The organism is Parashewanella hymeniacidonis (genome assembly GCF_016900895.1).
Classification (GTDB): Bacteria; Pseudomonadota; Gammaproteobacteria; order Enterobacterales; family Shewanellaceae; genus Parashewanella; species Parashewanella hymeniacidonis.
The window spans coordinates 1-23085 of record NZ_JAFEUN010000011.1 but is presented as its reverse complement, the minus strand read 5'-3'; the positions used below and the strand labels follow the sequence as shown (position 1 = coordinate 23085).

At 39.5% G+C, this 23085-nt stretch carries 25 protein-coding genes; 13 read left to right on the top strand and 12 right to left on the bottom strand.

From position 1 onward, the window contains the following. Positions 1–210 precede the first annotated feature (210 nt). Both JQC92_RS04050 and JQC92_RS04045 read right to left on the bottom strand, forming a co-directional pair. Positions 211–1302, bottom strand: coding sequence for a branched-chain amino acid aminotransferase (locus JQC92_RS04050; RefSeq protein ID WP_204998445.1), 1092 nt, complete (start codon positions 1300–1302; stop codon positions 211–213). A 143-nt stretch (positions 1303–1445) separates the two neighbouring features. Next, positions 1446–2207 (bottom strand): DUF1223 domain-containing protein, encoded by a 762-nt coding sequence (locus JQC92_RS04045; protein ID WP_204998444.1) that lies wholly within the window; start codon positions 2205–2207, stop codon positions 1446–1448. A gap of 116 nt (positions 2208–2323) precedes the next feature. Between JQC92_RS04045 and JQC92_RS04040 the strand changes: the two genes are divergently transcribed. After that, on the top strand, positions 2324–2578 hold the full coding sequence (locus JQC92_RS04040) for a Rho-binding antiterminator (RefSeq protein WP_204998443.1): 255 nt from the start codon (positions 2324–2326) through the stop codon (positions 2576–2578). Between the two features lie 71 nt (positions 2579–2649). Then, on the top strand, positions 2650–3012 hold the full coding sequence (locus JQC92_RS04035) for a hypothetical protein (protein ID WP_204998442.1): 363 nt from the start codon (positions 2650–2652) through the stop codon (positions 3010–3012). 481 nt (positions 3013–3493) lie between these two features. On the opposite strand, the gene JQC92_RS04030 is transcribed toward JQC92_RS04035, so the two are convergent. Next, positions 3494–3802: an SRPBCC family protein gene (locus tag JQC92_RS04030; protein WP_204998441.1), complete on the bottom strand. Its 309-nt coding sequence runs from the start codon at positions 3800–3802 to the stop codon at positions 3494–3496. 440 nt (positions 3803–4242) lie between these two features. On the opposite strand from JQC92_RS04030, the gene JQC92_RS04025 reads away from it, so the two are divergent. Continuing rightward, the gene (locus JQC92_RS04025) at positions 4243–5559 is read left to right on the top strand and encodes a hypothetical protein (RefSeq protein WP_204998440.1); all 1317 of its coding nucleotides are present in this window, start codon (positions 4243–4245) and stop codon (positions 5557–5559) included. A 52-nt stretch (positions 5560–5611) separates the two neighbouring features. On the opposite strand, the gene JQC92_RS04020 is transcribed toward JQC92_RS04025, so the two are convergent. The 3 genes from JQC92_RS04020 to JQC92_RS04010 form a co-directional block, all read right to left on the bottom strand. Continuing rightward, on the bottom strand, positions 5612–7198 hold the full coding sequence (locus JQC92_RS04020; protein WP_204998439.1) for a M28 family metallopeptidase: 1587 nt from the start codon (positions 7196–7198) through the stop codon (positions 5612–5614). 84 nt (positions 7199–7282) lie between these two features. Continuing rightward, positions 7283–7852, bottom strand: a complete 570-nt coding sequence (locus JQC92_RS04015; protein WP_420851292.1) for a lipid-binding SYLF domain-containing protein — start codon at positions 7850–7852, stop codon at positions 7283–7285. A gap of 28 nt (positions 7853–7880) precedes the next feature. After that, positions 7881–8762 carry a hypothetical protein gene (locus JQC92_RS04010; protein WP_204998437.1) on the bottom strand — a complete coding sequence of 294 codons (882 nt, stop codon included), beginning with the start codon at positions 8760–8762 and terminating at the stop codon, positions 7881–7883. 209 nt (positions 8763–8971) lie between these two features. Between JQC92_RS04010 and JQC92_RS04005 the strand changes: the two genes are divergently transcribed. From JQC92_RS04005 to JQC92_RS03995, 3 genes are read left to right on the top strand one after another with little or no spacing between them, the layout of a single operon-like run. Then, positions 8972–9652, top strand: a complete 681-nt coding sequence (locus JQC92_RS04005) for a hypothetical protein (RefSeq protein WP_204998436.1) — start codon at positions 8972–8974, stop codon at positions 9650–9652. Positions 9653–9709: 57 nt separating this feature from the next. Further along, a complete protein-coding gene (locus JQC92_RS04000) occupies positions 9710–10048 on the top strand; it encodes a DUF3630 family protein (RefSeq protein WP_239480339.1) in 339 nt (112 codons plus the stop codon). Next, positions 10032–11057, top strand: a complete 1026-nt coding sequence (locus JQC92_RS03995; RefSeq protein WP_420851290.1) for a serine/threonine protein kinase — start codon at positions 10032–10034, stop codon at positions 11055–11057. The genes JQC92_RS04000 and JQC92_RS03995 overlap by 17 nt, the downstream gene beginning before the upstream one ends. A 468-nt stretch (positions 11058–11525) precedes the next feature. Here JQC92_RS03995 and JQC92_RS03990 read toward each other — a convergent pair whose 3' ends face one another. Next, entirely contained in the window at positions 11526–12323 is a 798-nt protein-coding gene (locus tag JQC92_RS03990; protein WP_204998435.1) for a hypothetical protein, read from the bottom strand. Between the two features lie 561 nt (positions 12324–12884). Between JQC92_RS03990 and JQC92_RS03985 the strand changes: the two genes are divergently transcribed. The 3 genes from JQC92_RS03985 (at position 12885) to JQC92_RS03975 (ending at position 14494) form a co-directional block, all read left to right on the top strand. Beyond that, on the top strand, positions 12885–13499 hold the full coding sequence (locus JQC92_RS03985) for a thiol:disulfide interchange protein DsbA/DsbL (protein WP_204998434.1): 615 nt from the start codon (positions 12885–12887) through the stop codon (positions 13497–13499). Between the two features lie 94 nt (positions 13500–13593). Then, a complete protein-coding gene (locus JQC92_RS03980; RefSeq protein WP_204998433.1) occupies positions 13594–14190 on the top strand; it encodes a thiol:disulfide interchange protein DsbA/DsbL in 597 nt (198 codons plus the stop codon). Between the two features lie 91 nt (positions 14191–14281). Then, positions 14282–14494 (top strand): DUF1107 family protein, encoded by a 213-nt coding sequence (locus JQC92_RS03975; protein WP_204998432.1) that lies wholly within the window; start codon positions 14282–14284, stop codon positions 14492–14494. A 61-nt stretch (positions 14495–14555) separates the two neighbouring features. Here the strand turns inward: JQC92_RS03975 and JQC92_RS03970 are convergent, their stop codons facing one another. Continuing rightward, a complete protein-coding gene (locus JQC92_RS03970) occupies positions 14556–14762 on the bottom strand; it encodes a cell division protein ZapB (RefSeq protein ID WP_204998431.1) in 207 nt (68 codons plus the stop codon). Positions 14763–14968: 206 nt separating this feature from the next. Here JQC92_RS03970 and JQC92_RS03965 point away from each other — a divergent pair, with 206 nt between their 5' ends. Then, a complete protein-coding gene (locus JQC92_RS03965) occupies positions 14969–16447 on the top strand; it encodes a Na+/H+ antiporter NhaC family protein (protein ID WP_204998430.1) in 1479 nt (492 codons plus the stop codon). On the opposite strand, the gene JQC92_RS03960 is transcribed toward JQC92_RS03965, so the two are convergent. Then, positions 16398–17624 carry a YbfB/YjiJ family MFS transporter gene (locus JQC92_RS03960; RefSeq protein WP_204998429.1) on the bottom strand — a complete coding sequence of 409 codons (1227 nt, stop codon included), beginning with the start codon at positions 17622–17624 and terminating at the stop codon, positions 16398–16400. The genes JQC92_RS03965 and JQC92_RS03960 overlap by 50 nt on opposite strands. Positions 17625–17738: 114 nt before the next feature. Here JQC92_RS03960 and JQC92_RS03955 point away from each other — a divergent pair, with 114 nt between their 5' ends. From JQC92_RS03955 to aroQ, 3 genes are all read left to right on the top strand, one after another. Beyond that, a complete protein-coding gene (locus tag JQC92_RS03955; protein ID WP_204998428.1) occupies positions 17739–19238 on the top strand; it encodes a hypothetical protein in 1500 nt (499 codons plus the stop codon). Between the two features lie 620 nt (positions 19239–19858). Beyond that, positions 19859–20275, top strand: coding sequence for an alternative ribosome rescue aminoacyl-tRNA hydrolase ArfB (gene arfB / locus JQC92_RS03950; RefSeq protein ID WP_204998427.1), 417 nt, complete (start codon positions 19859–19861; stop codon positions 20273–20275). A 68-nt stretch (positions 20276–20343) separates the two neighbouring features. Beyond that, positions 20344–20781, top strand: coding sequence for a type II 3-dehydroquinate dehydratase (gene aroQ / locus JQC92_RS03945; RefSeq protein WP_204998426.1), 438 nt, complete (start codon positions 20344–20346; stop codon positions 20779–20781). 2 nt (positions 20782–20783) lie between these two features. Here the strand turns inward: aroQ and JQC92_RS03940 are convergent, their stop codons facing one another. The 3 genes from JQC92_RS03940 to JQC92_RS03930 all read right to left on the bottom strand — a co-directional run bounded on the left by JQC92_RS03940 (position 20784) and on the right by JQC92_RS03930 (position 22792). Further along, positions 20784–21824, bottom strand: coding sequence for an MJ1255/VC2487 family glycosyltransferase (locus JQC92_RS03940; RefSeq protein ID WP_204998425.1), 1041 nt, complete (start codon positions 21822–21824; stop codon positions 20784–20786). 57 nt (positions 21825–21881) lie between these two features. Next, positions 21882–22400: a phosphatase PAP2 family protein gene (locus JQC92_RS03935; RefSeq protein ID WP_204998424.1), complete on the bottom strand. Its 519-nt coding sequence runs from the start codon at positions 22398–22400 to the stop codon at positions 21882–21884. 143 nt (positions 22401–22543) lie between these two features. Next, positions 22544–22792 (bottom strand): YgjV family protein, encoded by a 249-nt coding sequence (locus JQC92_RS03930; protein ID WP_129946141.1) that lies wholly within the window; start codon positions 22790–22792, stop codon positions 22544–22546. Positions 22793–23085: the final 293 nt, after the last annotated feature.

Sequence of the window (23085 nt, the reverse complement as noted above, 5' to 3'; positions counted from 1 at the left end):
AATATGATTAACTGTTATCACCTATTGGGTGAATCGCTCTACGCTCACAAGCTGGCTAAAATTGCCGTTATCTACGTTAGAACATTTGCAAGTAGATTAACTACTTGCTGCACGTTCTGCCTTGCTACCGACAATTTTTTCTTCGCTTGAGAACGTACCCAACTGAGTTTTCTAGGATTAAGGGCTTTATTTTATCGATAAAACATCAGTCTAACCGTGCTGACGCTCAACTTTTTGTACCCAGCCAGCAGGTGCTTCAACATTACCCAACTGCATCCCCGTATAAAGCTCATACATTTTCTTTATAGTAGGGCCAACGTTACCGTCACCTACGGTAATAACACGTTTGTCTTCAAAGATATAAGAACCTACAGGCGAAACTACTGCCGCAGTACCAAAGCCACCAGCTTCGACAATTTCTCCAGACTCGATGTCAGCGATGAAATCTTTTAGGTAAACGGTTTCTTGTTTTACTTCACAACCAAGCATCTCACCCATTTCTAACATAGAAAGTGAGGTGATTGATTTTAGAATGGTATCTGTAAACTCTGGAATGATTATCGTACCGTCTTTGCGCACATGGAAGTGATTCATCGCACCCACTTCTTCAAGCTTGGTATTGGTTGAATCAAGATAAAGTACTTGCGCCGCACCAAAATCAGCCGCATGTTTAGCTGCACGCAATGAGGCTGCGTAATTACCTGCGGCTTTTGATGAGCCTGTACCGCCAGGTACCGCTCGATGGTAGGTTTCTGTAATCAATAAACGAATGGCATTATTCGCCCCTGTTTTGTAATAAGCACCACTTGGGCTCATCACAACACAAAAAGTATATTTTTCACTTGGACTAACGGACAATCGGTCTTCCGTTGCAAAAATAAATGGACGAATATACAGACAAGCGCCCTGCTGCTTCGGAAACCATAGCCTATCAATATCAATCAATGCATGGATCGCTTGCTGCTGAGTTGTTTCATCAAGATGAGGGATACACACTATCTCTGCAGAGTTATTCATGCGCTCCGCATTCTTATCGATACGCCACGTATAAATCTCACCATCATCACGCATAAAGGCTTTAGCACCTTCGAAAATAGATTGGCCATAGTGAATACACATTGCCCCAGGCATCATTTCAATTGGGCCATAAGGAACGATTCGAGCGTTTTGCCACTCACCGTTTTCGTAATCCATTAAGAACATATGATCCGTTCTTAAACGACCGAAACCGACTTCACCTTCCGGAACAAACTGCTGTTGACGACGTTCTGTTTCAGGCTTTAATTGATAATCTATTTTCATACTTAGGGAGCGTCTCTTAACACGGCTAAATTTGGCGCCAGACTAGGCATCAGCGTGATCAAAGTCAAGTTTACAGCCCGCCAGAGCGTGATATAGGTCACTAAACCTCTGTAAAGATAACAGGCCGCAATTTGCCAAAGTGATTATTCTCCTAACCAATCTCCTACAGCTTGAATCACCTTACCCTCATGCTCAATCCATCCGACCCACGCTAATTGTTTTGCTTCTTTTGACAGTTCAGGCATCGGTTCAACTGAACCAATAAAATGAGACTTATCATTGCTGGTTAGTGTTTGAAAGCTGAGCACCGTAAAGTCTTGCTTTAACTTTTTACTGCGATTTTCACCTCGAGTCACTTGAGTTTCAAAACCGCTACCAACCAAAGCAAGATGAAACTGATAATTTGAGGGATTAACGAACTTTTCGTTAAGAAAAGCATCAATGTTTCCATTTTCAATATGCAGCGTTAATTTAGGTGCATGAGTCGTTTTTATTTGCTTAAGCGAATCATAATCTCGATTAAACCACCCACGCCATTCATGGCTATTTACAACAAATTGAGGGGTATACACTTGCCTAATGTTGAGGAGATTCAAATGATCATACTGGCGCTTGCTGTAACGGCGATCAGAAAATGGATCTTTCCAACCTAAATAATTCCAATAACTCACATGAAATGAGACAGGGAAATAAGTGTCCCACAACTTATTGTTTTTCATAAAAGTCGATATCCACTCTTCCGCTGGCGGGCAACTGCTGCAACCTTGTGAGCTGAATAACTCAATCATTATTGGTGCTTTATCGTTACTCTGCTTTTCAAAGTATCGATAGCTATGAGCCTGTGCCGGCACCGCAAAAATTGACAAAAAAAATAACAGTGACACGAACTTTAATCCAAATTTCATAATAACTCCTACTCACTTTTGTTATTTGACCAGCGAAGCCCTAAATACATTTCAGTTGAAATATTGGACAAATTACTCAGGTCAATATTCTAGACAACCATAAATAAGAAGTATCAATGGACAAGTATCACCCAATAAAATGCGCACATTATGATCATATAGAGTTAGCTTGTATTCGCCAGAGATCTCTATTAGTTGAGCTCATGTGCGGTGAAGAAGTTGCAGGTAAAGCGATTAACGTTGAAGCCAGCGCCAATAAGTGCGAATGGTTAACAATAGAAACATCCAGCCAGCTTCGAAAAATTCGTTTAGACAAAATTGCTGTCATTCGACACCAGCAAGAAGGCATCGCTCCACTGGCACTTAAATAGTTTTCCAGCAGTCAGCTATAATTCAGTTATTCCTCCATAGGATGGAGATCAAAAGCAAATGGAAAAAAGAAATGAAACTATCAATAGCTACAACAGTAATTCTCTTCTGTGTTTCTTCTACAGTGTGGGCACATGACGACAACCAAGATGCGGAAGTTCAAAAGCTCAGACATGAAGTTCGAATGCTCAAAAAAGAGGTCCGCCATCTAAAGAGTGTCATTGCTAATGGCAGTTACGATAGAGGATCAAATATTCAAATTGATGATGGCACCAAAGGCCAGTGGGGTTGTTATTTAGATGACATTACCGCCGGTGGCGTCTACGGCACAGGACGCACAGAAGCAGAAGCCAGAGGCAAGACCTTAGCAGCTTGTAATAAAAAAGGTGGCGCTTGTTTTGATATGAATGTGAAATGTAATCGCTCAGATGATTAAATAATGAGAGGGGGCTACCTCCCTCAATCTTTGTTCACTCGGAATCGATTTGATCTCTGGAGTTATCTTTTGCAACCACCTTCGTTATCAAAAATACTGGTAACATCATCTAAAGTTCCCACTAAGCTAGTTGTTTAGCTTGTTTGGTAAAAACAAGCTATAAGTTTTCAAACCACCCAGTAATTTGCCAAATGCTATTGATGCACCAAACCTAAGCAATGGATATATACCCATGATACTTGAAGATGCATGTTTCAGGACTTTTTCAGCGCCAATTCTTTGAGGCGCATTAGCGAAGGAATATCGGGATTCTTTCGAGCTAATGTAACAAAGAAGAATTGGCGCTGAGAAGTCCACGCAGTGCGAGTTGCACAGCGTGTTACTCTTCGTTGCCAGTGCTAACAATAGTTCACTATTGCCGCACACCGTAGCCTTGATTAACAAGTTGTGCATTCTCGCTGAAATCGAGCATCTTCAGGTATCATGGGTATAGAGGATACGCCAACAGTTTAGGCTCAGGTCTAGCCACCCATGTTACCCTTGTACTTTTTGTACCTATGGCCTGTGCAGACATTTGCACCACATTTCGCTTAATTGGAACGATGGCTGGGACATTGATAGAAGTCACTTCAAAGGTCAGTGATTTTTCAGCATCACTATACTGTAATAAAACTTCTTTTGCTTTGGCGCCATCGAGATTATCACTCAAGAGACAAATACGCCCTTCCATTGGCATACCACCACCTGATTTTTTCTCACCAATAGCATAAGAATGTGGAATCGGTCCCATCCATAGATGGCTTGGTCAAGTTCAGGGCCAAAAATTTGCCATACATCAGCTACAGGTCGATTGATTACAATCGATTTTGTGATTTTCATATAAACACCTCAAATAATGGGTTGAAGATTTGTCGTGCTGTTGAGGTGTAATGTAGAAGATTGGTGATTGGCTTTTTTGATTTTTCTTGCTGTGTTTACTTTAACTTCGGGGAACAACAGGAAAAAAGAATTAATCCTTATTAATACTGTTCTCATGCCACCCAAGCGTCTCCAAAAGCAATTGTGTAATAAAGCCCACGTTGTTTGTAGCAATTTTAAAATATTCTGTTTAGAGAGAATATTAAGAATTGATTAATGAAACCTAGGGAATATTAAATTCTAATAATAAACACTGACATCAAAATCTTTATCTTTCATCATATCCATCATGAGTATTTTGGAGTTTTGGCGATGACAACTCATAGTGTATCTTCAACTGAAGGTTTATTTCAGCATGTATTAGAGTGCCAACAAGTAAGTCAGTTGAAAAAACCAGATGATGATCAACAGGGTGAAATTGAAATCATTTTTCAAAGAGAGAGCAAGTCATTGACTTACACTCTTTCGGTTAATCGTAAAAATGAATTGCAAGTAACTTGGCGCAAGAATATTTTGGGCTTCTTTAATTTTACTAAAGTCGTCACTGTAGAAACTAATAGTCTTCGTTATAAGACTGCACAAAAAATACTTGCCTTAGCAACGGTTAATTCTCAACTCCAACCTAGTATAAAAAATCCAACTACTGCTGCACTAATAGATACAACTCGCAGTCCTTCAGTAGGAAAACGCCTTTCAGGAATCCAGCTTTGCAGTCTGTTACGAAAAGATTCGAATGACCAATTACTCACACATATGGAGCAGCTCAAGCAAAGGAAAAATTATAGCTCACAAATTATTCCAGCGATGGCTAAATACTTAACTGACAAGCAAATTACATTTTTAATCAAACAAATGATAGAGAGAGAGGAGAACAGAGAAGATATAAAGTTACTCTTAAAGTGCCTGCCAATAGAAAGACAAGGCAACTTTAGAGTCATTCCCTTCGAAAAATGTCAATACTTCGCTTCTTATTATTTAAATGAGGCAGAATTCAAAAGTCTCTGTTTAGCTCTTGATTATCAACAAGCAATGGCATTACTTCGAAGTATAAGATTCAATGAGTCAAGCTTCACTGATAGAAAGCAAACACTCAGCGATATCAAGTACCAAGAATTAAGGAAGGATGCTGAACAAATGAAAACTGACGCCTCTTTTGACCCTGATAAACCCTGTGACATAGATAGCTTCCCAAGTAAGAATTCCGAAACAGAAAATGAGACCAATGCTGGTAGCAAAGCTCAAAATGCTATGAATGATGTAGTTAAGTTAGCTCAATCTAATCCTGATAGCATTAAGGAACAACTGACTCTTTTTCCATGCTGTGAAATTGCACAAATGCTTAATTTGTTTGCTACTAGTAACACTATAGCAACTGTTACTGATCGTCTGACAAATGCCAAACTCTCGCTCTCTTTGAAATCATGCTCGGTTGTTAGGCTCGCTAAATTGATAAATTTAATTCCAAACAATCCTGCCAATATTGAATTATTAAATCGTTGTGCAGAGCTTGATGACAGGGTTAATTATTTAGCACATATGACTACAAGGACCAGGGATAATCTTGAGCAATTAAATGAGCAATTAGAGCAAGAGACAAATAAAGCTTTCAATCAAAGACTTCTAGGCTAAATGTAACAGACAATTAATATTGTGTTGCCTGTTACAAAACTCATGAACTTATCTACCTACCATCTTCAGCACGACGTTTTTTAAAGTCTGAATCCATTAACCACTTTGGCCAATCATCATTATTGGCAAGCTTGAGGAGAATATTACTGATCAAAGTTAAGTCTTGTTTTACCCCACCTAAATTCCACGATGACGAGTATGTATCCGCTTCTTTATGATACTTATGCGCAATGTAATCAGGGTCTGTATCCCCGAGACTCATGAACAACAATCCAGGCACACCAGCTTGCGCTAATGCGAAATGATCTGAACGGAAAAACAAGCCATTTTGCGGACGAGGATCAGGCTTAACAAATCGATTTTGAGCTTTTGCAGCATCTGCCAAATAATGCTCCAATTCCGACATACCGTTACCATAACGCAAAATGTAATCAACACCTTGATTGACGTTCATACCATCAATATTGAGAAAGGCTACAATATCTTTGGTCGGAACGGGTGGTGCTTTTGCAAATTGCTGTGCACCAATTAACCCAGTTTCTTCTGCGGTAAAATTAGCAAAAAGAATATTGCGCTTGAATGGTTTGTTTTTAGCCATGACTTTTAAATTGCGCGCCAAGTCTAAAACGCCAGCACTGCCTGACGCATTATCAACAGCGCCATGATAAGTATGTACTTTGCCTTTACTGTCCGTTATCTGTCCTAAATGATCCCAATGCGCTTGCATGACGACGGTTTCATTTGTGACTGTTTTAGCTGGTAATTTAGCAACCACATTATAAGACGTGGCCTTTTCTATCGTATTATTTATCGTTAAATTCGCAGCAAGCTTCAAGTCAACGGCTTTAAATTTATTGGTATCAGCTTTTTGTTTTAACTCATCAAAATTAAGCCCTGCTTCTTTAAAGATTTTTTGTGCAGTTTGATGTTGAATCCATCCCATTACTGCAACTTGATCTTGGTTATCATGAGCATCAATTAAGGTTAATTTGCTACCGCTATTTGAGTTTCTAACCACTCCCCAACCGTATGCTGCAGGTGCCGTTTCATGAACAATGAATACTGCTTTGGCACCTTGTCGAGCGGCTTCCTCATACTTGTAGGTCCAGCGACCGTAGTATGTCATTGCATTACCAGTAAACAATTTAGGATTTTGAGTAGCAAAACCTGGATCATTGACCAATACAATGACAGTCTTACCTTTAACATCAAGGCCTTGATAATCATTCCAATGGTATTCAGGTGCGTTAATCCCGTAACCAACAAATACAACATCACTCTGTTTTAATGCAATGGTTTTACTGATCCTTTGCGTTCTCGCCGTAAACTCTGTTAGATTTTTAAACGACTCATGACCAACCTTAAGTGTCATATTTTGATCGGGAGTGATCTTTGCCATAGGCACGGGTTGTAGGTATTTGCCTTTGTATCCAGGCGCTAAACCCATTTTTTTATAAGCACTGACTAAATAGTCTGTTGTCAGCGTTTCTTGTGGACTTAATGGTCCTCGACCAGCAAACTTAGTCGAAGACAGCGTTTTTACATCTTGTCGATATTGTTGTTCGTGAAATTGATAATTAGATGCTGCGACGGTAAAGCTCGTCATTGCAAATAGTCCTAGCAGAAAACTCGATTTCATAGCAGTAATGTCTTGTGTTGTTTAAGAGTTTTACTGACCTTATCACTTTGACTCGTAAGAAGGCTCAGCACCGTATTGATTCAATTATTTCGGTTCAAAAGTAAAAGATTGTCCTGCAACGGAAGCCTCAACCATGAAACCGACTTTAGGAATAATATAAATTGACATGCCATTTACATAGGAGCCAACTGATGTTTGAGCACCACCCGATTGACCAGCTCCGGCAGAGTTTCCTGTCGTTCCAGCTTGTGCAGAAGCCCCTAAATTAACCACAATCGCAGAGGCTTGAGCATTGAGTTCAAAGTTACCCTTAATAAATTTTTCATAGGTTGATTTGTCTTTAAAAAAGATGATTTCACTGTACTCTTGAGCGCCAAATTGAAATCCGATTGAAGCTTGAGTGATTTTTGAGACTCCGATAAATGTACCTTGCTTGTATACTCGACCTTTTCCGTAAGCTCCGCCAACAACAAAACCTGCTTTCCCTACACTGGGGAACAAAGCGTATCCGTAAGCAGAATTAATGTATTGGCTTGTTTCTGTTGCGTGAGAAAAATTGTCGAGCGCATTCGTATACTCATCCGCTGCGAAGGCTGAATTTGCGGTAAGAAGAACGAAGCATAAAAGCCCTGTAAAACGTTTAATTGATTTAATAAACATCACTACCTCCAAAAAAATAGGTTTATTTCTTATCTTTAAAAATCGTGGATAAAAAATCCTTTTCTTCATTATCGAGTAAATCAGTGTGCCGCTTATCTTTTTTATCATAATTCTGGGCAATTAAGCCATTTTGATATGCGATTACCGTCAGTTGCTGCAAACGATATATGGCAAGTGCGTATAGTGTGATCAACAAATTAAACCGAGTAAGCGTTTGGGTGATCAGCCAATATTGGTCCCCAAAAACAAATGGAAAACTCGCCAATAAGCAACGAATTAACCAATTAATAATGATCGCTATCGCTAATACTAAAAGCCACTTAAGCTTTAGGTCGTCTACAGCAGTTCTAGGTAAAACGGATTCAATATGCCTTTTAAGTCTCATCACCCTAATGATGGCAAAAAAGTACACCACCGTTTGAGTAAGCAGCAGTGTAGGCAAGATCATACCTAACAATGAAAACGTATTAATTTTACTGATCTTGACCGTCTCACTGACCAAAAATGCCTGAGTATTAAAGTGAGTTAAGGTAAAGAATAAAACAACCAGTGCGACAATCAATGCGGGCATATAATGCCAAAATAAAGATTTACTATTGAAGACGACGCGGCAATTCAATTCAGATTTACAATATAAATACAAGAGCGGCATCAACAAGAAGTACATTGGCGTTATCATCGCCAGTACGATATGAATAGGCAAAGGGGCATTCTGCTTATTGATAATTCCAGTAAAGAAATATAATGATAATGTCACAAAGATGGCGACCACTATCATTTGTTGCGATTGATTTGACGAGGATGGCTTTAGCCACAGTAAAGCAGCAAGAACTGCGCAGTGAAGTCCCCCAAGTAAAGACAGCCACCAATAAGCTTGTTGAAAAAATTCAGATATCGACTCCAAAATCCCCCCCAAAAAAGCAGATAAATGACCTAAAAACTCGATTTAACGCAAAAAAAACAATATTTTTTAGTAATTAGTTAATAAAAGGTAATAAAACACTTGCATTTAGTGTGCTCAATGCTCTAAATATAGCCACCGTAGGATGATAATTCGACAATTTTATATCATCTTAAACACATATTTATAAATAGCTACTAGGGGACAGGACTGTGAAATTTGTGCTGCTACTTATCATTGTTGGCGTTTTCGTTTTTCTTTATATGCGCAAAAACAACGAAAAAGACAATAAAACAATGACAGAGGATACTAACCAAACTCATTCAGAGGCAGAGACAGAGCAAGTGGCTGATGCTGAGCCAGTTAAAGTAGCTGAACCAGAAGTCGCTTCAACCCAAAATACGGTTGATGAAAATGAGCATTTAGCTGTTGTAGAAGAAACTCTGGAAGTCGCTGAACCAGAACCAGTGCAGGCAGAGGCAAGTTCAGTACAACTTGATTGGGCCAATACTAACCTCACTAAAGCACTAGAGCTACAAAATACGGCATCTAACGCAGAAGAAACTTACTCTGCCATCACTGCAGCTATTTCTGAGTGCTATAAGCAGCGAAAATCTCAACAGTATTTGATTTATGGCTATTCGCTAGCAAGCGAGTATGAAAAAGCATTTGAACAGTATCTCGCATATCGTAGCGAAAACAAGATTGAGTCTGTTATTAAAGGCACAGCATTTATGCAGTTAGCCACCTTAGCTCAAGATAATGGTAACTTCGAACAGGCGATTGAAGTATGTAACAAAGCCATTGATCATGAGTTAACTGACGGAACCGTTACCGGTTTTGCTGGCCGCATTAAGCGGATTGAAAAAGCGAAAGAAAAAGCCTCAGCATAACCAGCCAAATCCGAGTATAATCTGCTAGATATACTGTTAAATTATACTCGGATTATTTTGACTGCTCCAATTTCTCTTCACTCCGTCCAGCTTGATTTCAAAAGTAAAAACGTATCATTCATTGCTGATATTGAGTTTGAACAATTCGATGCATTTGCCGAATCTTTTGCGGCATCGATAGACTCCCGAATCATCCAACGTCATTGGGGAGCAGACAGGCATCAATGGTTACTCGAATTCGAAGGTTGCTTTTTTACCTTGAATTATGAATTCTATGCCGATGTTTGTTGGTTACACGTAGAGCATGAAAACGATTGGGAAACGCTAGAGTATTTAGCCAGTCTAATATCGAAAGTAAACCATGTTAGTCCTAGGAGTAATGCTAGTGAACACTAATCAACCTTCAGGTATGGATCATCACAGTGCTGAGTTTGATTATCGTGCATTGACCCCCGATTTAATTCTTGATGCAATTGAGAGTATTGGCATTTACCCTGAAAGCGGTTTATTAGCCCTGAATAGCTATGAAAACCGTGTTTATCACTTTCGTTGTGATCATGGTAAAAAGTACGTCGTCAAATTTTACCGACCTGAGCGCTGGAGCACAGAGCAAATTATAGAAGAACACACGTTCTCTTATGAAATTGCCGAAGCAGAAGTGCCACTCGCATTGCCACTGACCATTAACCAACAAACATTACATGAGTACAAAGGTTATCGGTTTGCGCTATTTCCTTCTATGGGCGGCAGAAACTTTGAAGTCGATAATCTAGAGCAATTAGAAATGGTTGGTCACTTTATTGGCCGCTTGCACCAATGTGGTAAAAGTAAGCATTTTAATTACCGTCCAGCTTACACACCACAATCTTTAGGTGACGATTCGATTGATTGGCTTAAGCAATCAGGCCATATCCCTAGCTCATTAGAAACTGCTTTCTTTACGATCACCGAGCAAGTATTGACCGCCAGTAAACAAATTTGGCAGAAACAAAGTCCAACTCAATTTAGATTACACGGTGACTTGCACCCAGGAAATATTTTGTGGACACCTGATGGCCCTGGTTTTGTTGACTTAGATGATGCTCGTACAGGCCCTGCAATTCAAGATTTATGGATGATGCTTACCGGCGATCGTCCTCAAAAAGTCATGCAACTTGAAATTTTGCTTGAGGCTTATGAAGAATTCTGTGATTTTGATACTAAGGAACTCACTTTGATAGAGCCTTTGCGTGCCTTAAGAATGCTTTACTATAATGCTTGGATTAGTCGCCGTTGGGATGACCCTGCATTTCCAATGCACTTCCCTTGGTTTAATTCAGAGAAATATTGGGAAGAACAGATCTTAGCATTTAAGGAACAATTAGCGGCCTTAGATGAAGCACCGTTGAGCTTAATACCTTACTAAGCAATAGCTTTTGAAACTGTTTATTTTAAAGGTTTTAAAGCCGTTTACCTCGAGCAAAAATCTCGACTAACTACCTGTCGATAAGTTCTTTGAACCTAGAAAACTCAGTTGGGTACGTTCTCAAGCGCAGAAAGAATTGTCGGTAGCAAGGCAGAACGTGCAGCAAGTAGTTAATCTACTTGCAAATGTTCTAACGTAGATAACGGCAATTTTAGCCAGCTTGTGAGCGTAGAGCGATTCACCCAATAGGTGATAACAGTTAATCAGATTATTTTCTTACTTTCATAAGCTTAAAAAGTTATTTAGCGTTCAACTGAGTTTTTTAGGTTGAAAATTATTGTGTTCAGGTTTAGTGCTTTACAAGGCGCCATATAGGACGCATTGCCATAGCTATGTAACCGAAATTGTAACGCAGTAGAGTGCTGAAACTGGGCGCAAGAAGAGCTTAAGAAACTTATGGTCAGGTACTTATGTATTGGGTGGCTCAATTAACAACTCAGGAAATGGCTGAATTACTGTTGCATGATGAAAATGAGTTGAGTCCGACTGATTCAAATTTTTATCATCAACATACAAGCAGCTTTCATCAAAAGCATACTTATCGAGAAAGTCTGGTTTAAATAATCCTTTTCTTGCTTTGTGATTAAGGTCGAAATAACGAGCATTTTCTAAGCCGACATTAAAATCCGAAAATGCATTGGCAACATCTTTAAATGGATATGTTGCACTAGTAAGAACAGCAACTTTATGACCTCGCTTTTGAAATGCGCTTATTTGTTGCATAGCCTTATGATTAAAGTATCGTCCCTCAAAGACTGAAGACTCTTTATTAAAAGTAGCAGTTAACTTTTTCGACATAAGTGTATCATCCAGATCCAACACCAATGTAAGTGCAGGGTTTGAAACATTAACTGGGAGATTAGCCCTTGAAACCCACTCATCTTTTGTCAAAGGTAAAGGTCGAGATGAGTCGCTCGATACATCTATGACACAAGGAGAATTTTTTATTTCTTCATGGTTTAGCTGATAAAGAATACCAGCCTCTTCTCTTTCTTCATATTCATGATGATATTTCCACCAAAAGTTGCCTCTAGCCGATGCTGATACAGCACGGTTACCCTCAAACTTAACTTTGTAATCTCTGGTCTTACCGTTCTGTAGGTGCAGTCGATACTGTGCCTTTGTTTCATCTGGTTTAGAGCTAACTTTTTCAATAGCTCTATATTGGGAAAGGCTAAGCCCATCTCGTGATCGGAATATTGACATTTGAGTAAAGTACTAATCTATTTTTCTAAGTATGAGACAAATAATTAGGATTGACCATTAAAATGATAAAGTTTTAATGATGTATTACATTCGCAATTCAACTCATATATACACATGATACCTGAAGATGCATGTTTCAGGACTTTCTCAGCGCCAATTCTTTGAGGCGCATTAGCGAAGGAATATCGGGATTCTTTCGAGCTAATGTAACAAAGAAGAATTGTCGCTGAGAAGTGCGAGTTGCACAGCTTGTTACTCTTCGTTGCCAGTGCTAACAATAGCTCACTATTGCCGCACACTGTCGCCTTGATTAACAAGTTGTGCATTCTCGCTGAAATCGAGCATCTTCAGGTATCATGGGTATAAACCTCTGCAACAGTGAATCCCATGACTTCAGCTACGTGCAAAATCAATTAAGAATTTATCATTGATATGATGTAGCTTAAGGCACAAGTTGCATTTATACTCATAAAGTTCATAAACTGCTTGAGTTATAACAATAAAAAGGTTTATGTTAACGACCAATAATTGAAGTCTGTTTTTTAGTCAGTAGGAAAAACAATGAAGAAGATACTTTTAATGGCTGCAGCATTACTGCTTGCACCTATGCTTTCTCAAGCTGCCACAGTGTACAAAGAAGGCGTTCACTATAGTGTTATCAATCAAGGTCCAAAAACAAAAACACCGGAAATTAAAGAGTACTTCTCTTTCTTGTGCCCTCATTGTTTTCAGTTTTATCTAAACGTACTTCCTAAACTTGAAAAGCAGCTACCTAAAGGTGTTAAGTTCACTCAATCACACGTTGACTTTTTAGGCGGTGATATTGGTAAAGACTTAACCCGCGCTTTTGCTATTGCTGAGCTTTTAAATGTAAAACATAAAATCGAAGGTGCCTTGTTTAACGACATTCATGTTAAGCGCCAACGCATTCTAGGCATGAAGGACATCCGTAAGATATTCATCGCCAGCGGTGTTGATGCTAAAGAGTTCGACTCAGTGGTTAACTCGTTTGCCGTCAATGCTCGTGTTGCTCAAATGGCTCGAGATGCGAAAGACGATCAAATTAACGGTGTACCAGAACTGGTCATCAACGGTAAATATAAAGTACTTAAAAAAGAAATTAAAACTTGGGATGATTTCATTAACATCGCAGTTTGGGTTGCTAAAAATAAATAAATTTAACCCTTGATTGAAAAAGGAGCTTAACGGCTCCTTTTTTGTGAGCGTTTGTTTGTGTTATGTTAATAGAAAATGAACAAGGAAACGTATAATGAAAAAATGGTTTTTAGCACTGACACTTATGGTTTCTTTTGCGAGCGGAGCAAAAGACTTTACAGAAGGCACGCATTACTCAAAATTAGATACCCCACAGCCAACCGCTTCACCAACCATCACAGAATATTTCTCATTTTTTTGCGGTCACTGTTTTCGGTTTTCAACATCAACAGCCCACACGTTAAAAAGTAATTTACCCGAGTCCATTAAATTCAGACAAGTCCATACGTTTATCCCCAATCATGTTACAGAAGATTTAACGAAAGCCTACGTTTTAGCAGAGCGTTTAGGGAAAGAGAAACCTGTCGAATCTAAAATTTTTAATGCGATTCATGTAAAAAGAAAACGTCCAACCAATGCAAGTGACGTTGAGAAGATGGTGATAGACGCAGGTGTAAGCCCTTCGAACTATAAAGAGGCCAATGCATTTACCATCAGAGCAACCGTAGCAAAGCAAGGTGCTGAGATAAAAAAGCTTGGCATTACCACTATTCCAGATTTAATTGTTAATGGCCGCTATCGTATTCACCGTCCATCACTTAAATCTGATAATGAATTAGTAGAATTAATTCAACACCTTGCAAGTAAATAAAAATTAATGAGTGTAACACTGGAAACTTTTATACAATTCTTCTGTCCAATAAATGCAGACAATAAAGACACGTATGTCATGAGGTGTAACAATGAGAAGATTTCCGGTTTACGCTCCGAAATTAATAGCTAAGCACGTTCGAATTTTTGCTAGCGGAGCCATTTGGGTTAAAGATCTTGGTGTACTTCACTTTAAGCAAGGGCAATTGCTGATGCCGCGATGGTGTCGCCCAAGAGTAAAGCAAGCGATCTCTGAAATGAACTCTTTAATCAGTTTGTCTAAAGAACCTGTTTTTTGCTCTTAATTTGCCCGCTTAAAAAAATTATGCAGCGATAATCGCTGCATAATAATAATTAAAAATAGAATTACTCGCTGATTTCATCATTAAGTAAACCCACTAGACCGTTCACTTTATCATTCCAAGAACTTAAGTCTTGTTTCAACTTTTCATTTTCAGTGTTCAATTCAGAGTTCGTTTGCTTTAACTCGTCAATTTCCATCTTTTGTAATTCAATGGCTTCTAATGCATTCTGGATTTTAGATTCCAGCTTCGATAATAATTCTAAACTCATGGAAATCCCTATAATTGCTGGGTGATGGCTAGATTTTAACAGTGGTTTAGAGTTGATTAACAGCGAAAAGTGCCCTTATTCGTAAAAAATTACACTTATTCACTCTGAAAGTATCTATTCGTAACCATAAGCAGTGAAACATAAGCTCGACAATACTGGTCTGTTTCACGGTATACTTAAACTGACATCAATGAATAATTTTCAAAATGAATGAATTACTGATACTTAGCCCACTTATTCTCACTCTTATTCTGGCGTTAACTCTGCGTAATACGCTCTTAGCATTAGGTTTAGGGACGATTTTTGGCACTTTAGTATTAAATCAATTTACATTTTCATCGAGTTTTAATTATCTTTCTGAGCTTCTCATTAAGCAGTTTTATGACAAGCAACAATGGCAAGCTTGGCATATCAATATCATCTTAACCATGTTTATGCTTGGCATCATGACTAAGATGTTGTCACAAAGCCATGCTGTTGAATCTTTCTCTAATTGGCTGCAATTACGCATTAAAAATCAACGTCAGGCTAGAATAGGTGTTATTTTTCTTGGCTGGTTTGTCTTTATTGATGGTTTATTCAGTTGTTTAGCGGTCGGTAATGTTTGCCAACCGTTGAGTGAAAAGTATCGTATATCCTCTTCTCGTTTAGCCTACTTTGTTGACTCGAGCGCTTCTCCTGTCACTTCACTCATTCCCTTATCCAGCTGGGGACCTTTTGTCATTGCTCTGCTCGCAAGTTTATCTTTTTTACAGGGAAATCCATTCAGTAATTTTATCGACATCGCTCAGATGAACTTTTATGCCATTATCACACTGCTGATTTCATTCTATGTGGCGTGGTCAGGCATTGGGTTTGATGATAAAAACCAAGACATTACGTTTGAACATTCTGAATCAGAAGCCAAAGGTTCTCCATGGCTATTGATCATTCCCATTTTAAGCCTATTAATTGGCTCAATCGTGTTAATCTTATGGTCAGGATACAATGCATCAAACAGTCCACATTTCAGCGACTGGATTGCAAACGCAAACATCGGTGAAACCATGCGTAATGCGAGCTTATTTTCAGCTCTGATTACATTTATACTTCTAATTAAAGATAAAGTCAGAGCTAGCGTTTTGTTCAAATCAAGTTGGTTAGGGATCAAAACCATCAGCTTTGCCGTGACCATTTTGATTTTCACATGGCTAATCGGAACGATAATCAAAGAACTTCAAGTCGCAAAACTACTTGCGAGTTGGTCTGGGTTGTATTTATCTAAGTATTATCTTCTTAGTGGCTTGTTCGGTTTATGTGCGTTAATGGCATTTGCTACGGGTTCAAGCTGGGGCACGTTTGCCATTATGATCCCTATTGGCGGAGAAATTGCCCACATCATTGATCCAGAGATGCTGATACCTGCAATCAGTGCTGTTATGGCGGGATCTGTTTTTGGAGATCATTGCTCACCTATTTCAGACACCAGTGTATTAAGTGCCACCAGCAGTGGCTGCGAACCTTTTCAGCACGTCACCACACAATTACCCTTTGCGTTAATTGGTGCACTCAGTGCCTTTATTGGCTTCCAATTGCTCAACTTCGAAGCACCGTATTGGCTAGCACTGTTTGCCGTCGTTATGAGCGCTTACATCGCTATTCGTTGGTGTTATCGACCGAATGCTGCAGTCTCATTTCAGAATTAATTTTCCAAGCCAGTAGTGTGGAAACTATTAAGCAGCAACCGCACACTTTAAACAACAGATAAAAGTCCATTGTTTGAGTGAAAATAAACACAATGCCATATCCCATTATGGCTTGTGTTGTTGCAAAGGATATTGTCATCCATCCCCAAACTTGTTTGTGATGGGCTCGGCCTACAACGTCGAGTGTTACCGCTGAGACTAATGAAACGACACCAGACGTCAAACCGCCAACAAATAATGAAGAAAGCATCAATGCCCATGTATTAGTTGAATAGAGAGGTAAAAATACGGCGATAGATTTACATACAAATGCGCCAATAAGCACCCTTTCTAACCCAACTTTATCACCCAAATACCCCGTCAGATAGGGTCCAATGATGGCTCCAACGCCAAACATAACCCAATAAAAACCTCCGTCCATGAAGCTCATATTGAGATCTTGAACAATAAAATTTACCCAATATATCGTGTGTGCGAGAAAACCAACGGCATCAAGTGCATAAGCGGCTAACAACATCACAACCATTTTTTTATGAGGACTATTGGCCAATGTGTATGCTTCTTTCACCTGTTGATGTGCAGAGCCATTATTTAATTGTTTGAGTGGAACCCAAAATCGCCACGAAAGTAATGTAAAAAACAAAGCCGCTGAACCTAACCCTATCCATGCTGATGAAAGACTAATGTCCAATAGGTGTGGAACAATATAGCCAGAAACAACAACCCCGAGACCGATTCCAGAAAATATCGCACCACTTACTCTTGCTTTGTATTCTGGTGCTGTTCGATAAAAAATATAACCAGGTGCAATGATGGTGAGCCACGCACCTGCGATCCCCGCCCACAAACGACAAAAAACAAACCATGGATAGGTAAACGGATTAAAACAACCAAAATACACAATGGTAATGATCACCATCGATAATTTTATTGTGTTAGCAGAACCAAATTTTTCTGATAAGCGATGGGCCGTGATTCCCCCGATCAAATACCCCAATAGTGTTGACGACCCCAAATATCCAGTTAACGCCTCGCTATACCAATCATGACTCACCATTGCAGGAATTAAAGGTACAAACGCAAAACGACCTATCCCCAAACCGATAATGGTTGCACAAATGCCGCAAACACCCGCCCAATATATATTGCTGTATTTATTGTTGTTCTCTTCGTTCATACCCATCTGCCATAAAGAGCTGTATTTTAAGCATGGCTATAGTTGACCAAAAATCAAGCACCCCCATTCTTAGCATCTATACTTTGTTTGAAGTAATTTAAAAGGATTTTCGAAATGCAAAAAGTTCGTTTTATTGGGCTTATAAGTTGTATTGCAGCTACAGCCTTTATCGCCGCTTGTCACGACAGTGACAAGGACAAAAAAAACGTCATCTCAGAAAAAAATACTAAATTTCTGTATACCAGCACCAACAGCAGTATTGCGAGTGAAGGTAATATGGTTATTGGTTTTAAAATTGCTGAAGACGGCTCATTAACTGAATTCGATCATTTTCCAACAGGTGGCATTGGTGATGCCGATGATGGAGACTTCGATGCTCAAGGCGCAATGCGCGTGATCGGTGACAAATTATTGGTGGTTAATGCTGGGGAATCTACGCCAGAGCTTGATGATAGAGTCGTAGCAGGAAATGGCTCCATCAGTGTATTTCAAATCAATGATATCACTGGCGATCTTTCTCGAATTGACCAGCGTCCTGATGTTGCTGGCGTGCACAATATGGATTCTTTCGGTCTTCGCCCTGTTACTTTAGATTCGCTCACTGTCGAAGGGACGACTTGGGTTGTCGTCGGTAACCAAACAGACACTGAGCACTGCATTAAACCAGCAGAAGTGAACCCGACCCTAGAAACCTGCTTAGGCCAAGGTACAGAAAACCTCGGTGAGTACTTTCAACGTGTCGCCTCTAAGCAAGCTTACAGAAACATCTATCTGTTTAAGTTTGAAGGTGGTGTATTAACCCCCGTCAAAAAGCTTGCTGACTACGACGCTAGAGTGAGCGGTCCAGCTCAAGTAAGTTTTAGCCATGACGGCACTAAATTAGCGGTAACGACCATAGGCATCGGCCATATCAGCCAAGTCTCAAATAAGAGCTTACAATCGCCTGCACGCACTTATGTATACGATGTAACTGCCAATAGCGATAATTTCAGTATTGATAATGCACGTTGGTTTGGTAATCAAAGCATTGCCGTTTCAGTAGGCTTTAGCTGGTCGAGTGATGACGAGTATATTTATGTCTCTAATGCCATTCTTGCTGAAGGTTTTACCAACTACAGCTTAATGTCATTAGATGTTTCAAATACCGACACAGTATTCACCAGCGATGATAACTCTACTCCTTCGGGTGATGGTGGAATTTCAATTACATTAAATTCACAAGCAGATGATCGCCCAGCAGCATGTTGGACATGGCTAACGCCAAAAGATGAATACCTATTTGGTGTCGCCTTCAGAGCGAACTTAGTACCTAGCTATCAAGTTGAAGGCGCCATGCTCTCTCGTATTCAGGAAGTGAAACGAAGGAACATTGATGTTCATGACTCAAAAGATATTTACGTGTCTGGAAATGGAAAAACCTTGTATGTACTCGGTGGTTTACAAACGCATACGGTTTCAATCTTTGATCTAGAAAGCGGCTTTTTAACAGAAAAAGTTGGCTCACCTCTGCAAGTTAAAGCCTCCATTAACCCTGACACGAATGAGAACAGGCCTAACACAGAACACTTCTATTTAGGCATCGCCGGTTACCCAAATTACTACACGGGTTTTTAATTTCATATCTGACCAAAGCCGCATGATTGCGGCTTTATTATAAGGAGTTAATCAGAATCTCCTTCGCCTTTTAGCATCTTTGTTTGTGTTTATTGTTGGCTGTAATATATACTCAAACCCACTCAGCCAGCAGATGAAACCAAATATTTAACCATCTGCATCAATCCGTAGCCAACGTGCTTTCGAACCAGAATCTCCCGATGTTTTTGGAACGGCTAACCAGAAAAACATGTACATCATTACCAATGTCGGTAACTTTTCTCTTGTTATGCTCGATATCGATATAACGATCAGTCAATAGAAACATCAGAATCACCTTAATAGGTCAAGGCTTCAAGAGTCGATAATCAGAGGACTGATGCTAACAACGAATTCTATTTCAATATTGCAGGTTACCCGGTTTTTAATTTCGAACGAACCATTTACCCTGCAACGATAATAACTTCGGTATAATGGTGTAAATTGTAACTAAATTGTTCATCTCGTGATTCAAATTTTTTTTACTAAAATTCATACCACAGTATCAGGTGTTGAAAGATTATGTGTCCATGTTTACGGCACAAGTGCTCAACACTGTAATAAATTGTGTGTATTTAGCCCAAAAAAGCGGGTGGTAGAACATGCTTAAAATTTCTAATTCCATCACGCTTGCAAGCTGGGAGATAGAGTTAAATGCGATTCGTTCTCAAGGGAGCGGAGGCCAGCGAGTTAATAAAGTTGCGACGGCTATTCATTTGAGGTTCGACATTAAAAGCTCAACATTGCCTTTATTTTATAAAGAAAGATTACTTAAACTTTCAGACAGTCGTATTACTGATGATGGTGTAATTATCATTAAATCACAATCTCATCGAACTCAAGAAATGAATAAAGAGGACGCATTAAACCGTCTCAAAGAACTCATTTTATCTGCTACTGTAATACAAAAAGCAAGAAGAGCAACGAGACCGACTAAAAGCTCACAACGTAAGAGAATGGATAGCAAAACAAAGAAAGGCCAAACGAAAGCGTTGCGCCAAAACAAAATCAAGTTTTAACCAAGGTTTGATTCTCAATCAACAGCAGATTATGCTGTGCTGTATAGCTTGGTTAAAATGGAAGAGCAATGAAAAAAGTTCTACTGGTCAACGGACCAAATTTAAATCTATTAGGCACCCGCGAACCTCAGCATTATGGTAACCAAACGTTGGCTTCAATTGTATCTTCTCTTACAGAGCAAGCACAGTTAGCTAATATACATTTAGACCATATCCAGTCCAATGCAGAGCATGAACTAATCAATGCGATTCATCAAACCGACGCTGAATTTATCATCATCAACCCTGCCGCCTACACTCACACAAGTGTCGCATTACGAGATGCTTTAACTGGGGTGAAAATCCCATTTATTGAGGTCCACCTCTCTAATGTTCATGCTCGTGAGCCATTCCGCCACCATTCATACTTTTCAGATAAAGCAGTAGCGGTCATCTGCGGATTAGGCGCAAAGGGCTATCATTATGCTCTTGATTTTGCGATGGAGTCATTGAGCAGACCATTGTAAAGTTAGCGCCAACTAACTGGAAGTTTAACCTGTGACCATAAATCTGAGCAAAGCGCTTCATGTTCGTGCCAATCTCCTTGCTCAATCCATTTCACAAGGTTGTCTCCAACTTTCGGGTACTTTACAGGCTCAGGTGATGACTTTTTTAACCATCGACTTAAACTATCCTCATCCAGTTTTTTCATGGCATCGGCCGCCGCAAGTAGTTCAAGTGCGGCCACGTTAGACAGTTGCTCAAATTGACCCAATAAAGGTTTAACTAATATTTTCTTTCCCAAGGTTAATGCTTCACTGACCAACTCAAAACCTGCATTACACACCACGCCACCACATGAAGCGAGATTTTGTTTAAAGCCAACTCGGTCAAAGTCATACCAGATGATATGTGAAGGTAATTCTACACTCGGCTGTTCTGCGTGATAGATCAAAAACTGGTAATCATCAAACCTTGATAAGAATTTCACAATAGCGTCAGGCGACTCAAATGGTAGGTAAACCAATATCTTATGATTATATTCAGCCTTTACTTCACCCACATCCACAAATGGTGGCAGAATAGGAAAACCAAAATGATGCCAGTGACAACCGAGTGCGATCTCCACTGGCGCAAAATGATTTACGAAGATATCGTTAAACCAATTTTTACCAACTTTAGGCACATCATGTTTCATCGCCGCTTGGTGGCTAATGCTGATTGATGGAACGCCTTGACGCTTTGCAGCCCAAGCTGAAATAGGTTCATAGTCATTCAACACAAGATCATAGTCATTCAGATCCAGTGAATCGATGTCTTTGAGAATGGAAGTAGAAAAGTTATTGGAAACGGTTTTGGAAACATCTATCCGTCCCGCTTTGGTTTGAAAAGTCATGCCTCGCATAACTTGATAATCACCAAATGGCGCCATATCGAAAAAACCATCAGCTTCTCTGCCGCTGAACATATAATCGACATGAATGTCAGATTTTTTAAGTGATTCAGCCATGACTCTTGCACGGCTTAAATGCCCATTCCCTGTACCTTGGACACCATAAAGAATTCGCATCTATCATCCTTCTGCCCCCAGAGAAAATGAACAGAAGCTTCATTTTTCTAGCGACAATTATCCGGCAACATAGGTAATTGCTATCATGACTGATGAAACACCTAATATTGCGCCAGCAAAAACATCGGTTGGATAATGGACTGCGAGTGCGACGCGAGATACACCAATTGCAACTGCCCAAACAAACCATATCAACCCAACTATTGGGAATACCACGAACACAGCACTGGCCATAACAACGGCACCTGCGGTATGCCCTGAAGGTAAACTAAATTTGTCTGAAGGTTCGAAATCTGCACTCAAGCCTTGAAAAGCATAACATGGGCGAACACGTCGAATGCCATTTTTGAGTAATAGATACAAAGGCAACTCGATAATAAAGCTCATCATTAACAAGTTGAACAAAGACTGGCCTTTGGGGTGAAGCAATAAACACGCGACTGAAAACAGCGCATAAATATGCCCATCACCACTGGCTGACACCCTTCTTACTAAAGACTTTAAACCCAGTAGTCGAGTTTGACGGACAACCCAGTAGAAGCTATCTCTATCCCATTGATTAATAATCTTGAGCATTCGATTCACTCCACGCCTCAGACAAGCTAAATATAGTCAAGAGATATGACGCTTGGGTTAAATATCAACGAAAGATTTATGACAGCAAAAGGCCGTAATGAGTAACCCCATTACGGCCTTTAAAATTCTTTATCGTTTAAAGCTTAAGCAACTGCAGGCTTTAATGCACCTTCACGGTACATTTTTACTAAATAGTAAACATTGATGCAGGCAATGAATGCATTCATACCAGCTACAGGCCAAGCTTCGATTAACACACCATAGCTAGAAAATAATGCACAACCAATAAAGTTCAAAACACGTAGCTTCACGATGTCTTTCATCATTAACGAAATAGCTACCATCACTGATGCTAGATAACCTAGGATTTCTACGTAGTTTAATGATTCCATCTTACACCTCATAGCTGCTCATTATCTTCCCAGATCTAAATGGGGAATCCTTACCCCTAGAGCTTTTTTAAATTTAATAACTCGATTGGGTATATGCTAACAAAGGCAGCCCAAAGCACGTAATAAAAAAACGTAAATAAATGACACTCGTCATATTTAAAATATTTTTTGGGCTCTTCGTCGTTTAGTGTGGATTTAATGGGTTTGTTTTTGAGATAATAAATCTAGTTTTTGTAGTCAATAATTTAAGAAGTAAATACATGGATGGTAATCAAGTTCTAATGCTTGGCCTT

Bases quoted from the DNA above. Each gene is read 5' to 3' on its own strand.
- JQC92_RS03980 (WP_204998433.1), top strand. From the start codon at position 13,594: ATGAAAAAATGGTTTTTAGCACTGACACTTATGGTTTCTTTTGCGAGC.
- JQC92_RS04045 (WP_204998444.1), bottom strand. From the start codon at position 2,207: ATGAAATTTGGATTAAAGTTCGTGTCACTGTTATTTTTTTTGTCAATT.
- arfB (WP_204998427.1), top strand. From the start codon at position 19,859: ATGCTTAAAATTTCTAATTCCATCACGCTTGCAAGCTGGGAGATAGAG.
- JQC92_RS04030 (WP_204998441.1), bottom strand. From the start codon at position 3,802: ATGGGACCGATTCCACATTCTTATGCTATTGGTGAGAAAAAATCAGGT.
- JQC92_RS04050 (WP_204998445.1), bottom strand. From the start codon at position 1,302: ATGAAAATAGATTATCAATTAAAGCCTGAAACAGAACGTCGTCAACAG.
- JQC92_RS03965 (WP_204998430.1), top strand. From the start codon at position 14,969: ATGAATGAATTACTGATACTTAGCCCACTTATTCTCACTCTTATTCTG.
- JQC92_RS03955 (WP_204998428.1), top strand. From the start codon at position 17,739: ATGCAAAAAGTTCGTTTTATTGGGCTTATAAGTTGTATTGCAGCTACA.
- JQC92_RS04040 (WP_204998443.1), top strand. From the start codon at position 2,324: ATGGACAAGTATCACCCAATAAAATGCGCACATTATGATCATATAGAG.
- JQC92_RS03995 (WP_420851290.1), top strand. From the start codon at position 10,032: ATGCTAGTGAACACTAATCAACCTTCAGGTATGGATCATCACAGTGCT.
- JQC92_RS03935 (WP_204998424.1), bottom strand. From the start codon at position 22,400: ATGCTCAAGATTATTAATCAATGGGATAGAGATAGCTTCTACTGGGTT.
- JQC92_RS03960 (WP_204998429.1), bottom strand. From the start codon at position 17,624: ATGAACGAAGAGAACAACAATAAATACAGCAATATATATTGGGCGGGT.
- JQC92_RS04020 (WP_204998439.1), bottom strand. From the start codon at position 7,198: ATGAAATCGAGTTTTCTGCTAGGACTATTTGCAATGACGAGCTTTACC.
- JQC92_RS04025 (WP_204998440.1), top strand. From the start codon at position 4,243: ATGACAACTCATAGTGTATCTTCAACTGAAGGTTTATTTCAGCATGTA.
- JQC92_RS03990 (WP_204998435.1), bottom strand. From the start codon at position 12,323: ATGTCAATATTCCGATCACGAGATGGGCTTAGCCTTTCCCAATATAGA.
- JQC92_RS04035 (WP_204998442.1), top strand. From the start codon at position 2,650: ATGAAACTATCAATAGCTACAACAGTAATTCTCTTCTGTGTTTCTTCT.
- JQC92_RS03985 (WP_204998434.1), top strand. From the start codon at position 12,885: ATGAAGAAGATACTTTTAATGGCTGCAGCATTACTGCTTGCACCTATG.
- JQC92_RS03975 (WP_204998432.1), top strand. From the start codon at position 14,282: ATGAGAAGATTTCCGGTTTACGCTCCGAAATTAATAGCTAAGCACGTT.
- JQC92_RS03930 (WP_129946141.1), bottom strand. From the start codon at position 22,792: ATGGAATCATTAAACTACGTAGAAATCCTAGGTTATCTAGCATCAGTG.
- aroQ (WP_204998426.1), top strand. From the start codon at position 20,344: ATGAAAAAAGTTCTACTGGTCAACGGACCAAATTTAAATCTATTAGGC.
- JQC92_RS03970 (WP_204998431.1), bottom strand. From the start codon at position 14,762: ATGAGTTTAGAATTATTATCGAAGCTGGAATCTAAAATCCAGAATGCA.
- JQC92_RS03940 (WP_204998425.1), bottom strand. From the start codon at position 21,824: ATGCGAATTCTTTATGGTGTCCAAGGTACAGGGAATGGGCATTTAAGC.